The organism is Pseudomonas sp. Yb2C2, from assembly GCF_052112325.1.
GTDB classification, from domain to species: Bacteria; Pseudomonadota; Gammaproteobacteria; order Pseudomonadales; family Pseudomonadaceae; genus Aquipseudomonas; species Aquipseudomonas marginalis.
The window spans coordinates 47,053-59,672 of record NZ_JAVAJK010000013.1 but is presented as its reverse complement, the minus strand read 5'-3'; the positions used below and the strand labels follow the sequence as shown (position 1 = coordinate 59,672).

Below are 12,620 nucleotides of genomic sequence, written 5' to 3'. Positions count from 1 at the left end.
GATTATGAATGACTTGATCCGAATGCCTGGGTCAGCGCTTTGCGCCGTGCTTGCAGGCCTGCCAGTGCCCAGGCCAGGGCCGAGGCAAAACTGGCGCAGGCCAGCCACAGGATTGAACGACGTACGTCACCCGAGTAAACGCTGAGCACGGCCACCACCAGCGGGCTGACAAATTGACCGAAATACAGAAACGCCGTGAACCCGCCCAAGCCGCGCCCGCGGGTTTTCGCGCTCAGGGCATTCATCACCGGCGCCATCGCGTTGGGCACCAGCAGCCCGGCGCCCAGGCCATGGATCAGCACGGCCACCAACACCATGGTGTAGCTCGGTGCGCGCATCAGCAGCCACAACCCCAGGCCCAGCAGGCTCAGCAACAGCGCATTGCAACCGGGGATACCGATGCGTCGGCGCAGCAGCGGCCAGGCTAACGAACCGCCCAGGGTCGCCAGCAGACTGCCCCCCGCCGACAGCCCGATCATGGTGCTTGAAGTGATGCCGAGGCTGACGAGTAAAACCGGCGCCTGGATCGGCACGATAAAACTCAGCACCATCCCACTGAGGATCAGCAGATAACCGAGCACCAACGGCAGCACGGCCACCCTGCCCTGTTCAGCCACCTCGACGGGCTGGCGAGCGGCCGCGGGTTCCCACAGCACCTTGATCATCATCGGCATCAACAGCAGTGGCAGCAGGTACAGCAGGAATGGCAGGCGCCAGGAGTGTTCGCCCAACGCGCCGCCCACGACATAGAACAGCGAGCCGACCAAACCGATGGTGACCACTTGCCGATTGATGTAGCGCAGCCGTTCCTCGCCGTGCCAATAGTCGGCAATCAGCGTCGCGCAACAGGTCATCACCGCCGCCTCCGCCGCGCCGAACAGCAGGCGTACACCGACGATGGCGGGCAAGTTATCCAGCAGCGCCGGGATGGCCCCGAGCACGGCATACAACAGCGTGGCGATCACCAGCAACGCCTTGCGCCCGACCCGGTCGGCCAACCAGCCGGCCAGGGGGGCGCACAGCGCAATCGCGAGTGCCGGCCCGGTGACCGCCAAGGGCACCAGCAGGTCGGCGCGCGGTTCCAGCGCACCGAACTCGGCGCCCAGCTTGGGCAGGATCGGCGCCACCATGGCCGCGCCCATGATGGTCAGGCTGCTGCCCAGCATCAGCACCAGCCCTTCACGGCGCCCGGTGGCTTGCCGTGGCGAGGGGGAATCGGAATGTGATGAGTTCATGGCCAGCCCCTTAGAAACTTTGAGAAATGCGCAGTGCCACGGTGTAACCCTCGGCACGGTTGCGGGCATCGGTTTCCTTGTAGGCGTGCAGCCAAATGGGCGGCAGGCCGGGCTTGAAGTAACTCACGGCCGGCCCGACAGCCAGCACCCGCGCCCGGTTGCCCGATTGCAGCCCTGGCGCGTCGTCATCGCTGAACTGACGGTAGTAGTAACCACCCAGGCCCAGGGTCCACGGCCCTACATGCTGGCCCACGGCAAATTCGTGGCGGTATTCGACACCGTTCTTGTAGTCGGTCGCGGGGTTGCGGGTATTGACGTCAACCTCAAAGCTGGAAGAAACCTCGAAACCACTGTCGGTGATGTAGGTGGCGTTGACGATCGGCGAGAACGTCCAGTGATTGAGCCCTGGGGAGATCAAACGATTCTTGTCGTAGTCACCGGTGGGCGCCTGGATCTGCAGTTGCGTGTTGATAAACAGGTTCGGCGACAGATTCCATTGCAGGATCACCGGCAGAAACTGCATGTCGGCCATTCGAAACGGATCGGCTTCCAGGCTCAGCGGACCCACCGGTGTGGGCACCTTGACGGAAGCGTCCATCTTGAAAAAAGGTACCACCACGCCGAAACCATAGTTGGCGCCCAGCACCGTGTGATCGGTCATGCGCATGTAGGCGACGCCGATGGACAACACATCCAGTGAGAAGTGGTTGTCGACGGAGCGACCGTTACGGTCCTTCTGCACATTGGCCGAGTAAAACGCCGTGCGCAGCCCCACGGTCCCGAACGGCGTGGCCGGCGGCATCATCCCCGCGCCGAAATCGTACACGCCGACGGCGGTGGTCGGCGCACCGTTCTCGGTGGCCTGGACACTGGCGCAGCAACCCAGCAGCCCCAGGGTGAACAGCGTCATGCGTGTGGCGCTTGCATTATTGTGGTGAATCATCGAATGCCCCTCCCATCAAGTGGTGTGGGCCATCCTAGTAACGCGCAGAGTGCGGCGGTTATCCGTTTTCAGCAGAGTTGCGTGCGACGCAGGGTCTGGGAAGGGCTTTCGCCGAACATGGTGCGGTAATCGCTTGCAAACCGGCTCAAATGCCAGAAGCCCCAGCGCGCCGCCACTTCCTGTACGCCGTGGGCTTGGGTGCTGGTTCTCAGTTCGCGGCGCACCGCATTGAGGCGCAGTGCCCGCAGATAGGCCACCGGGTTGATGCCCAGGGTCTCCTGAAAACAGTACTGGAGTTTGCGCCGACTGGCGCCGATGTGGTTGCACAGGTCGAGGATCGACAGCGGCTCGTCCAGGTGACTCAATGCATATTCGCGGGCGCGATCGACCATCCTTTTGCGCGCCGTGGGGTTGAGGGGTGGCGCCTGGTCCGGGGCGATCAACTCCAGCATATGCAGCATCACCGCATCGCGGATGCCGCGGCGGATCGAGTCATGCCCGAGCACGGCATCACAGCCCGCCAGCTCATCGAACAACGCCGCGAGGTCACGTTGCACGGATGAATCACCCAAGCGGTAACACCTGGGAAGATCGGTAATTCGAAATTGAATGCCCTGGCACTCCAGCACATGTTCCAGGGCGTGCTCTTCGATGGCCACGCCGAGCAGGTCCAAGTGCTGTGGAGTGTGCAGCTCGGGCAGGTTTTCACCGTGGGCCACCAACAGGCTGGGCTCGTGGATCGGATGCCCCGAGCAATACACCGGGCCGTCGGCACTCAAGGGAATGCTGAAGGTGATCGCACCTTTCCAGGCCACACCACTCTTGACCATGGCCTGATTAGAGCGGTCGCGCACCAGTTGCATCCAGTCCGAGCGGAACTCCAGCAACTCACCGGCAAAGGAGCCGGGTGACAACTGATCGTAGCGAACCTGCCAGCCGCCCATATTGCGAGCGTGCTCATCGATGTCGCTGGTCAGGAAACGCTGGAGGGGTAACGCCGGTGGAAGCACCACCGAGGCCGCAGGCATCAGTACATTATTATTGTTCATTGACCCAACCTTTTTCAGTTGCAAGGCTTACAGGTCGTATCGCACGCAAGTTCCATTCCGAACCCGGGGCAGCTCGTGCATGTGTGCCGAAAATGGATAGTGAGGATGTGCGCCCGCGATGCCCTCTACGGGCAAAGATGTTCACCTATTAATGAAATATTGGCGCGTTCAAGGCTTGATGTTTTTCAGCTCATTGAGCAAGCCCAGCAACTGCTCCATCTTCTCGGCGCCAAACTGCTCTTCGATCTTCTGGTAGTTGCTTTCCATGCCTTCGCTCATGGAGACGAAACACTGCTGGCCGCGCTCGGTGAGGCCCACGAACACCCGGCGCTGATCCTGGCTGGACTTCTGCCGGCGCACCAGGCCGTCGCGCTCCAGGCGGGTCAACACTCCGGTCATGCTCGGTTTCAGGATGCAGGCCTGCTGGGCGAGCTGGTGGCTTTCGAGTTCGCCCTGCTGGCGCAGGATCCGAATGACCCGCCACTGTTGCTCGGTCAGTGCATGCTCGTTCAGCGCCGGGCGGAAGAACGCCATTGCGGCTTCACGGGCTTGCAGCAGGGTCAGGGTCAGCGAAGGTCTGGGGTTGGCCATATCGGCACCAATTGGATGGGCGAGTCGGCAGCTTAGTGTCGCCGGCCAACCGCTGCAAGCGGCCTGGGGGCTGTGAAAAGTACAATCGGTTCGGCGTAAAAGCCATTCTGTTGCACCGCGGCGATGCTCATGATGATCCGCACAAGATCAACAAGACCTACCTTATGCCTGGCTCAACGCAACCCCGATTGGCGCTGGCGGTACTCCCCCGGAGTGAGCTGGGCGTAACGCTGGAAAAAACGACTGAAATAGGCCGGGTCCTTGAACCCCAGCTGATAGCAGATCTCGTTGGCCGAGCTGCCGGTAAACAGCAGCAGGCGCTTGGCTTCCTGCATCAGGCGCTCCAGGATCAGGCGCTTGGACGGCAAGTCGGCAATGCGTCGGCACACATCATTGAGCCGTGCTTCTGTCACCCCAATGCCCTGGGCATACCGCGACAACGGCCAGTGTTGCTGGTAGTGCGCTTCGATCAGCTCGTTGAAGCGGTGGAAGATTTTCAAGTCTTCGTGGCGGGCGGGCGTGGCTTTCAACGAGTTCGAACACAGCCGCAACAGGCTGATCATGATCAACCGCGTCAGGCTATCCAGGGCTGCGCTGCGCCCGGAACGCTGGGCTTTTACCTCTTCGCGCAGTTCCTCGAACAGATAATCCAGGCGGCGGATATCGCCCGCGTATTGCGGCGCCAACTGCGTCAGGGCGACACACGCGGCCGGCAATTGCACACCGGCCGGCGCCAGGCTGGCGTCGGCTTCGATCAGTTGCCACACCAATTGCTGACGCACCGTCAGCACATGCCCGTCACTGTCGGCCTCGGTCACAAACGAGTGCGGCACCGTGGGTGGCGTGAGGAAGAACATCGGCCCGGACTCGACGTATTGCTGGTCGTCCAGGTACACGCGCACGGTGCCGCTTTTTACGTAGTGAACCTGGAAGAACCGGTCATGCCGGTGAACGGGCATGTTGCGCCCGAAAAAATCCGCCAGGTTGGCCAGCTTGTCGTAATGGACTTCGGCGTCGCTGTAGCGCTGGTCGTACACCTGGCCAATGTTGATGTTCGGGATGGGTTGACGGTCGCTCATCGCACGCTACTCGTTTTTATTGTGATTGCCCTGATGCAGCGGTGCTCACCCTGCAAGCACCCCGTGGACAGTCTACACCCTTGACGATAGTTAACATCTTAATTATAACTGTTAACACATTAACTAAATGCAAGGCCGCCATGGCCCTGCCAGGAGAACCCATGAGCCGTGCCTTGCATGACATCGCGACCGGCACCCTTTTCGGTGTCGCGCTGAACTACCAGGGGTTGCTCAAGCAGCGCCTCGCCGAATTCGAACAGCCGCCGTACCAGAAACCGCCGGTCAAGCCGGTGCTGTTCATCAAGACGCCCAACACCCGCAACCAGCACGGCGCCGAGGTGGTGCATCCCGGCCAGGGCGAACGCCTGCAACCTGGGCCGGCGTTGGGGGTGGTGATGGGCAAGAGCGCCAGCCGCGTCAGCGTAGATGAAGCCCTCGACTACGTGGCCGGCTACACCCTCGTCAATGAGTTCAGCCTGCCGGAAGACAGCTACTACCGCCCCGCCGTCAAAGCCAAATGCCGCGATGGGTTCTGCGCCATCGGGCCCGAGCTGATACCCACAGGGCAGGTGTCGAACCCGCACAATCTCGCGATCACCCTGTACGTCAACGGCGAGGTTCGCCAGCACAACACCACGGCCAACTTCGTGCGCAATATTCCATTGCTGATCGCCGAGATCAGCGAATTCATGACCCTGCACGCGGGCGATGTGCTGATCACCGGCACGCCCGAAGGCCGGGTGGATGTGCAGCCCGGCGACACCGTGGAGGTCGAGATCAGCGGCCTCGGCCGCCTGGTCAACCACATCAAGGCAGAGGAGCTCTCATGAAACACGCCCGTATTCGCTTTGAAGGTGAAGTCCATTCGGTACAGGTCGAAGCTGAAAACGCCGTGCGCCTGGCCGACGGTCGCCTGCTGGCCGAAGACCAGGTGCAATGGCTGCCACCGACGACCGGCAGCATGTTCGCCCTGGGCCTGAACTATGCCGACCACGCCGCTGAACTGGCTTTCAAGCCGCCGACCGAACCCCTGGCCTTCATCAAGTCCGTGGGCACGTACACCGGCCACAACCAGGTGACCTGGCGCCCGGATAACGTCGCCTACATGCACTACGAGTGCGAGCTGGTGGCCGTCATCGGCAAGCCGGCGCGCAACGTCAAGCGCGAAGACGCCCTGGATTACCTGGCGGGCTACACCGTGTGCAACGACTACGCCATTCGCGACTACCTGGAAAACTACTACCGACCCAACCTGCGCGTGAAAAACCGCGACGCCACCACGCCCGTCGGCCCGTGGATCGTCGATGTGGCCGATGTGCCGGACCCGAGCAACCTGAAACTGCGCACCTGGATCAACGGCGAGCTGCGCCAGGAAGGCAGCACCCAGGACATGATTTTCGACATTCCCTACCTGATCGAATACCTGTCCAGCTTTATGACCTTGCAACCCGGCGACATGATCGCCACCGGCACGCCCGAAGGCCTGGCCGACGTCGTGCCTGGCGATGAAGTGATTGTGGAAGTCGAAGGTGTAGGCCGCCTGGTTAACCGAATTGTCAGCGAAGCGGCGTTCTTCAGCGCCCGTAAAGAGGCTTGAGCAGCATGATCAAACATTGGATCAACGGCCGTGAGGTCGAAAGCAAAGACGTGTTCGTCAACTACAACCCGGCCACCGGCGAAGCCATCGGCGAAGTAGCCAGCGGTGGCGCCGAGGAAGTCGCGCAAGCCGTGGCCGCCGCCAAGGAAGCCTTCCCGAAATGGGCGGGCACCCCGGCCAAGGAACGTGCGCGCTTGATGCGCAAGCTGGGTGAACTGATCGAACAGAACGTGCCGCACCTGGCTGAGCTGGAAACCCTCGACACCGGCCTGCCGATTCACCAGACCAAAAACGTGTTGATTCCCCGCGCCTCGCACAACTTCGATTTTTTCGCCGAAGTCTGCACGCGCATGGACGGCCACAGCTACCCGGTCGATGACCAGATGCTCAACTACACCCTGTACCAGCCGGTGGGTGTCTGCGCGCTGGTGTCGCCGTGGAACGTGCCGTTCATGACGGCCACCTGGAAGACCGCGCCATGCCTGGCTCTGGGCAATACCGCGGTGCTGAAAATGTCCGAGCTGTCGCCGCTGACCGCCAACGAACTGGGGCGCCTGGCGGTGGAGGCCGGGATTCCAAAAGGCGTGCTCAACGTCATCCAGGGTTACGGCGCGACCGCCGGTGACGCCCTGGTGCGCCACCCCGATGTGCGCGCGATTTCCTTCACCGGCGGCACCGCCACCGGCAAGAAAATCATGCAGACCGCAGGGCTGAAAAAGTATTCCATGGAACTCGGCGGCAAGTCGCCGGTGCTGATCTTCGAAGACGCCGACCTGGAACGTGCCCTCGACGCCGCGCTGTTCACCATCTTCTCGCTCAACGGCGAACGCTGCACCGCCGGCAGCCGGATCTTTATCCAGGAAAGCGTGTACCCGCAGTTCGTCGCCGAGTTTGCCGCGCGCGCCAAACGCCTGATCGTCGGCGACCCCCAGGACCCGAAAACCCAGGTCGGCTCGATGATCACCCAGGCCCACTACGACAAGGTCACCGGTTACATCAAGATCGGCCTTGAAGAAGGCGCCACCCTCCTCGCCGGTGGCCTGGAGCGTCCGGCCAACCTGGCGGCGCACCTGAGCAAAGGCCAGTTTATCCAGCCCACGGTGTTCGCTGATGTGAACAACAGCATGCGTATCGCCCAGGAAGAGATCTTCGGCCCGGTGGTGTGCCTGATCCCGTTCAAGGACGAAGCCGAAGCCTTGCAACTGGCCAACGATACCGAATACGGCCTGGCGTCTTACATCTGGACCCAGGACATCGGCAAGGCGCATCGTCTGGCCTATGGCATCGAAGCGGGCATGGTGTTCATCAACAGCCAGAACGTGCGCGACCTGCGCCAACCGTTCGGCGGCGTGAAGGGCTCCGGCACCGGCCGTGAAGGCGGCCAGTACAGCTTCGAAGTGTTCGCCGAGATCAAGAACGTGTGCATCTCGATGGGCAGCCATCACATTCCACGCTGGGGCGTGTAACCCGGACACAACAACGCGTCCTGTAGGAGCGAGCTTGCTCGCGAAGAATCCGCAGGCGCCGCCGGCTAACAGAAGTGCTGCGTTATCGTTGATGTTTTTCGCGAGCAAGCTCGTTCCTACAAAAGAATAAATACTCAGGAGAATGATCATGGGCGAAGTAGTTCTGGCAGCAAAGATCTGCCACGTACCCTCGATGTATTTGTCGGAGCTGCCTGGCAAGCACCACGGCTGCCGCGAAGCGGCGATTGCCGGGCACAAGGAAATCGGTCGGCGCGCCCGCGAGCTGGGCGCCGATACCGCCGTGGTGTTCGACGTGCACTGGCTGGTCAACAGCGCCTATCACGTCAACAGCGGCGAGCACTTCAAGGGCATCTACACCAGTAACGAACTGCCGCACTTCATCAAGAACATGGCGTACGAATACCCCGGCTGCCCGGAGCTGGGCGAGCTGATCGCCGCCGAGGCCAATGCCGCCGACGTGCGTACCCTGGCCCACAACATCCCGAGCCTGGAGCTGGAATACGGCACCCTGGTACCGATGCGCTACATGCACATGGGCGTACCGGACGAGCAGACCTTCAACGTCGTTTCGATTGCCGCCTGGTGTGCCTGGCATCGCCTGCAAGACAGCTTCACCTTCGGCGCCGCCGTGCGCCGGGCCATCGAGAAGAGCGACCGCAAAGTCGTGGTGCTGGCCTCGGGTTCGCTGTCGCACCGCTTCTCCGACGACCGCAATGCCGAAGCCAATATCCATAACTGGACCCGTGAATTCGACAAGCAGGTCGACCTGCATGTGGTGGAACTGTGGCGCCAGGGCCGCTGGAAAGAGTTCTGCGCCATGCTCCCGGACTACGCCGAGCATTGCTTTGGCGAAGGCAAGATGCACGACACCGCCATGCTCCTGGGTTTGCTCGGCGGGCCGGACTACGACAAGCCGGCCGAGATCATCACCGCGCCCTTCGGCAGCTCGGGCACCGGGCAGATCAACGCCATTTTCCCTGTTTGACCGCATGGCCGCGCGGCATCCCCGCGCGGCCTGAAGGAGCCGTTCATGCCTCACTTCATCGCTGAATACACTGACAACATTGAACAGCAGGCGGACCTGCCGGGCCTGTTTGAAAAAGTCCACGCCAGCCTGGGCGCCAGCGGCGTGTTTCCCCTGGGCGGCATCCGCAGCCGTGGCGTGCGCCTGGACACCTGGCGCATGGCCGACGGCAAGCATGACTACGCGTTCGTGCACATGACGTTGAAGGTCGGCCATGGCCGCGACCTGGCGACACGGCAGCACGTCGCCGAGCGCCTGTTCGAGGTCATCACCCAGCACTTCGCCGATCTTCAGGCCCAGCGCCTGCTGGCCTTGTCATTTGAAATGATCGAACTGCACGAGCAGCTCAACTTCAAGCAGAACAACGTGCATGCGTTCCTCAAGGCGCAGGTCGGCTAAAGCACCCTGCCCGTTCACACCCTCGGCCTCTCAGATAAAAAGTATAAAACCATGAGCACAGCCCATACCGCCGCCCCCCTCGGCCAGGTCGCACGCGACCGTACCCACAGCACCATCACCTGGCGGCTGATGCCGTTGTTGCTGATCTGCTACCTCTTCGCCCATCTCGACCGCATCAACATCGGCTTCGCCAAGATGCAGATGAGCGCGGACTTGAACTTCAGCGACACCGTCTATGGCTTCGGCGCCGGCCTGTTCTTCGTGGCCTATGCGTTGTTTGGCGTCCCCAGCAACATGGCCCTGGACCGTGTCGGCCCCAGGCGGTGGATTGCCACGCTGATGGTGGTGTGGGGCGTGCTGTCGACCTGCATGTTCCTGATCGACGGCGCCATGGGCTTCTACGTGCTGCGCTTTTTACTGGGGGTGGCCGAGGCCGGTTTCTTCCCGGGCATCCTGGTGTTTCTGAACCGCTGGTACCCGGCCGGGCGTCGCGCGCAAGTCACCGCCCTGTTTGCCATCGCAGTACCGATGGCCGGGGTGATCGGCGGCCCGCTTTCCGGCGGCATCCTTGAACACTTCCACGACCTGGGCGGCCTGCGCGGCTGGCAATGGATGTTCGTCATCGAAGGCGCCCCCGTGATTCTGCTCGGGCTGGTGGTGCTCAAGTGCCTGCCGGACAGCTTCGAGACGGTCAAGTGGCTGGCGCCGGAACAGAAGCAACACCTGCGCGAGCAACTGCACCAGGAAGAACACCGCAAATCCATCACCTCGTTCTCCGCGATTCTTCGCAACCCACAGGTGTGGCTGCTGGTGGCGGTGTACTTCGCGGTGATGCTGGCGGTCAACACCCTGGCGTTCTGGATGCCGACGCTGATCCACGGTGCCGGCATCGGCAGCGACGGCAAGGTCGGCCTGCTCAGTGCGGTGCCGTACCTGGCCGGGTGTTTTTTCATGATTGGCTGCGGGCGCTCATCCGACCACCAGCGTGAACGCCGCTGGCACCTGTGCGTGCCCTTGCTGATGTCGGCCGTGGGCATTGCCATCGCCGGGCTCGCCCCCGCCAACCCGGCCGTGGTGCTGGGCGGCCTGATCGTCGCCGGCATGGGCGCCAGCGCGGCGTTGCCGATGTTCTGGCAACTGCCTCCCGCGTTCCTCTCCAATAACACCCAGGCCGCCGGGATCGCCCTGATCAGCTCGTTCGGCAGCATCGCGTCATTCTTCGCGCCCTACCTGATCGGCTGGATGCGCGACACCACCCAGAGCGCCAGCCTGGCCCTGTACGTCCTGGCGCTGCTGATTGCTCTCGGTGGCCTGCTGGTGCTGCGCACCCGGGCAGCCATCGTCAACCCTCAATAAGAGACTCTTGCCATGCTTGATCAATCGCTCATTTTGCAAGCCGCCGCGCGCCTCGACCAGGCCGAACGTTCACGCGAACAGGTGCGTCAGTTTTCCCTCGATCACCCGGCGATCACCCTCGAAGACGCCTACGCCATCCAGCGCGCCTGGGTGGAACAGAAAATCAGGGACGGGCGCAAGCTGGTCGGCCACAAGATCGGCCTGACCTCCCGGGCCATGCAGGTCTCGTCCAATATCACCGAGCCGGATTTCGGTGCGCTGCTGGACGACATGTTCTTCGATGAAGGCACCGACATCCCCTTCGAGCGCTTTATCGTGCCGCGCGTCGAGGTGGAGCTGGCGTTTATCCTGGGCAAACCGCTGAAAGGCCCGAACGTGACGGTGTTCGACGTGCTCGACGCCACCGAATGGGTGATCCCGGCACTGGAGATCATCGATGCACGCATCCAGCAGGTCGACCCGCACACGAAGGCGACCCGCAAGGTCTTCGACACCATCTCCGACAATGCCGCCAACGCCGGCGTGGTCATGGGCGGGCGGGCCGTGCGCCCCACCGAGATCGACTTGCGCAAGGTACCCGCGGTGCTCTACCGCAATGGCGTGATCGAAGAGTCCGGCGTCTCCGCCGCCGTGCTCAATCACCCGGCCAAGGGCGTGGCCTGGCTCGCGAATAAACTGGCCGCCTATGACGTCACCCTGCAACCCGGACAAATCATCCTGGGTGGCTCCTTCACCCGTCCGGTGGCGGCCAACCCTGGCGATACCTTCCATGTCGACTACGACATGCTGGGTTCGATTGCCTGCCGATTCGTTTAACCGGAGAGTGCTCATGGACATGCCTGTCAACACCTTCAAACATCGCCTGCGCAGCGGGGAAGCCCAGATCGGCCTGTGGCTGGGCCTGGCCGATGCCTATTGCGCGGAACTGGCCGCCAACGCCGGTTTCGATTGGCTGCTGATCGACGGCGAACATGCGCCCAACGACCTGCGCGGCATGCTCGGCCAGCTCCAGGCCGTGGCGCCCTACCCCAGCCAGCCGGTGATTCGCCCGGTGATCGGCGACACCGCGTTGATCAAGCAAGTGCTCGACATTGGCGTACAGACCTTGCTGGTGCCCATGGTGGAGAGCGCAGAACAGGCGCGTACGCTGGTGAAAGCCATCCATTATCCGCCCAAGGGCGTGCGCGGCGTCGGCAGTGCGCTGGCCAGGGCTTCACGCTGGAACAGCATTGCCGGTTACCTCGACCACGCCGATGAGCAGATGTGCCTGCTGGTGCAGATCGAAAACCGCGAGGGCCTGGCCAACCTGGAGGCGATTGCGGCGGTGGAAGGCGTCGACGGGGTGTTTATCGGGCCGGCGGACCTGAGCGCGTCGATGGGCCATCGCGGCAACCCCGGCCACCCCGAGGTGCAGGCGGCAATCGAAGACGCCATCGCGCGCATCCGCAACGCCGGCAAAGCCGCCGGCATTCTCAGCGCCGACCAGGCACTGGCGCGGCGCTACATCGAACTGGGCGCGGCGTTCGTGGCGGTGGGCGTCGACACCACGGTGCTGATGCGCGGGCTGCAAAGCCTGGCGGCGGCCTTCAAGGATTCACCGGCGCCTGACAGCGCGGCCGGCGGCGTCTACTAACGTAGCAGCTGCCGAGCCCCGGCGAGGCTGCGTCGGCCGCGACTCGAGCCTGAATCGGCAGCGCGGCCTACGCAGCCTCGCTTGCGCTCGGCAGCTGCTACGAGGGTAGACCGTGGCATTCGTAGCAGCTGTCGAGCCTCGGCGAGGCTGCGTAGAGCGCGACTCGATCTTGAATCGGCAGCGCGGCCTACGCAGCCTCGCTTGCGCTCGGCAGCTGCTACGGGGGG

13 protein-coding genes are annotated in these 12,620 nt (G+C 62.8%); 8 read left to right on the top strand and 5 right to left on the bottom strand.

Translation table 11 applies throughout. The features are described from left to right. Positions 1-2 precede the first annotated feature (2 nt). From Q8X51_RS18820 to hpaA, 5 genes are all read right to left on the bottom strand, one after another. Complete coding sequence (locus Q8X51_RS18820; protein ID WP_137212990.1) at positions 3-1,235, bottom strand: MFS transporter; 1,233 nt, start codon at positions 1,233-1,235, stop codon at positions 3-5. Between the two features lie 10 nt (positions 1,236-1,245). Continuing rightward, entirely contained in the window at positions 1,246-2,178 is a 933-nt protein-coding gene (locus tag Q8X51_RS18815) for a SphA family protein (RefSeq protein ID WP_065923963.1), read from the bottom strand. A 68-nt stretch (positions 2,179-2,246) separates the two neighbouring features. After that, entirely contained in the window at positions 2,247-3,227 is a 981-nt protein-coding gene (locus Q8X51_RS18810) for a helix-turn-helix domain-containing protein (RefSeq protein WP_065923962.1), read from the bottom strand. A gap of 168 nt (positions 3,228-3,395) precedes the next feature. Next, a complete protein-coding gene (hpaR, locus tag Q8X51_RS18805) occupies positions 3,396-3,818 on the bottom strand; it encodes a homoprotocatechuate degradation operon regulator HpaR (RefSeq protein ID WP_407694813.1) in 423 nt (140 codons plus the stop codon). A gap of 173 nt (positions 3,819-3,991) precedes the next feature. After that, on the bottom strand, positions 3,992-4,897 hold the full coding sequence (gene hpaA, locus Q8X51_RS18800; protein WP_027603496.1) for a 4-hydroxyphenylacetate catabolism regulatory protein HpaA: 906 nt from the start codon (positions 4,895-4,897) through the stop codon (positions 3,992-3,994). 161 nt (positions 4,898-5,058) lie between these two features. Here hpaA and Q8X51_RS18795 point away from each other — a divergent pair, with 161 nt between their 5' ends. The 8 genes from Q8X51_RS18795 (at position 5,059) to hpaI (ending at position 12,393) form a co-directional block, all read left to right on the top strand. Beyond that, the gene (locus Q8X51_RS18795) at positions 5,059-5,727 is read left to right on the top strand and encodes a fumarylacetoacetate hydrolase family protein (protein WP_065923961.1); all 669 of its coding nucleotides are present in this window, start codon (positions 5,059-5,061) and stop codon (positions 5,725-5,727) included. Further along, on the top strand, positions 5,724-6,494 hold the full coding sequence (locus Q8X51_RS18790; protein WP_323146652.1) for a fumarylacetoacetate hydrolase family protein: 771 nt from the start codon (positions 5,724-5,726) through the stop codon (positions 6,492-6,494). The genes Q8X51_RS18795 and Q8X51_RS18790 overlap by 4 nt, the downstream gene beginning before the upstream one ends. A 5-nt stretch (positions 6,495-6,499) precedes the next feature. Next, positions 6,500-7,960, top strand: coding sequence for a 5-carboxymethyl-2-hydroxymuconate semialdehyde dehydrogenase (gene hpaE, locus Q8X51_RS18785; RefSeq protein ID WP_169899646.1), 1,461 nt, complete (start codon positions 6,500-6,502; stop codon positions 7,958-7,960). Positions 7,961-8,108: 148 nt separating this feature from the next. Beyond that, positions 8,109-8,966, top strand: coding sequence for a 3,4-dihydroxyphenylacetate 2,3-dioxygenase (gene hpaD, locus Q8X51_RS18780; RefSeq protein ID WP_053139655.1), 858 nt, complete (start codon positions 8,109-8,111; stop codon positions 8,964-8,966). A 45-nt stretch (positions 8,967-9,011) separates the two neighbouring features. Then, on the top strand, positions 9,012-9,404 hold the full coding sequence (locus Q8X51_RS18775; RefSeq protein WP_065947992.1) for a 5-carboxymethyl-2-hydroxymuconate Delta-isomerase: 393 nt from the start codon (positions 9,012-9,014) through the stop codon (positions 9,402-9,404). Between the two features lie 51 nt (positions 9,405-9,455). After that, entirely contained in the window at positions 9,456-10,760 is a 1,305-nt protein-coding gene (locus Q8X51_RS18770) for an MFS transporter (RefSeq protein ID WP_065923957.1), read from the top strand. Between the two features lie 12 nt (positions 10,761-10,772). After that, positions 10,773-11,576 carry a 2-oxo-hept-4-ene-1,7-dioate hydratase gene (gene hpaH / locus Q8X51_RS18765; RefSeq protein WP_065923956.1) on the top strand — a complete coding sequence of 268 codons (804 nt, stop codon included), beginning with the start codon at positions 10,773-10,775 and terminating at the stop codon, positions 11,574-11,576. A 13-nt stretch (positions 11,577-11,589) separates the two neighbouring features. Beyond that, positions 11,590-12,393, top strand: coding sequence for a 4-hydroxy-2-oxoheptanedioate aldolase (hpaI, locus tag Q8X51_RS18760; protein WP_065923955.1), 804 nt, complete (start codon positions 11,590-11,592; stop codon positions 12,391-12,393). Positions 12,394-12,620: the final 227 nt, after the last annotated feature.

Excerpts from the sequence above, each read along its gene's own strand:
- Q8X51_RS18820 (WP_137212990.1), bottom strand. The coding sequence starts at position 1,235 with ATGAACTCATCACATTCCGATTCCCCCTCGCCACGGCAAGCCACCGGG.
- Q8X51_RS18815 (WP_065923963.1), bottom strand. The coding sequence starts at position 2,178 with ATGATTCACCACAATAATGCAAGCGCCACACGCATGACGCTGTTCACC.
- Q8X51_RS18810 (WP_065923962.1), bottom strand. The coding sequence starts at position 3,227 with ATGAACAATAATAATGTACTGATGCCTGCGGCCTCGGTGGTGCTTCCA.
- hpaR (WP_407694813.1), bottom strand. The coding sequence starts at position 3,818 with ATGGCCAACCCCAGACCTTCGCTGACCCTGACCCTGCTGCAAGCCCGT.
- hpaA (WP_027603496.1), bottom strand. The coding sequence starts at position 4,897 with ATGAGCGACCGTCAACCCATCCCGAACATCAACATTGGCCAGGTGTAC.
- Q8X51_RS18795 (WP_065923961.1), top strand. The coding sequence starts at position 5,059 with ATGAGCCGTGCCTTGCATGACATCGCGACCGGCACCCTTTTCGGTGTC.
- Q8X51_RS18790 (WP_323146652.1), top strand. The coding sequence starts at position 5,724 with ATGAAACACGCCCGTATTCGCTTTGAAGGTGAAGTCCATTCGGTACAG.
- hpaE (WP_169899646.1), top strand. The coding sequence starts at position 6,500 with ATGATCAAACATTGGATCAACGGCCGTGAGGTCGAAAGCAAAGACGTG.
- hpaD (WP_053139655.1), top strand. The coding sequence starts at position 8,109 with ATGGGCGAAGTAGTTCTGGCAGCAAAGATCTGCCACGTACCCTCGATG.
- Q8X51_RS18775 (WP_065947992.1), top strand. The coding sequence starts at position 9,012 with ATGCCTCACTTCATCGCTGAATACACTGACAACATTGAACAGCAGGCG.
- Q8X51_RS18770 (WP_065923957.1), top strand. The coding sequence starts at position 9,456 with ATGAGCACAGCCCATACCGCCGCCCCCCTCGGCCAGGTCGCACGCGAC.
- hpaH (WP_065923956.1), top strand. The coding sequence starts at position 10,773 with ATGCTTGATCAATCGCTCATTTTGCAAGCCGCCGCGCGCCTCGACCAG.
- hpaI (WP_065923955.1), top strand. The coding sequence starts at position 11,590 with ATGGACATGCCTGTCAACACCTTCAAACATCGCCTGCGCAGCGGGGAA.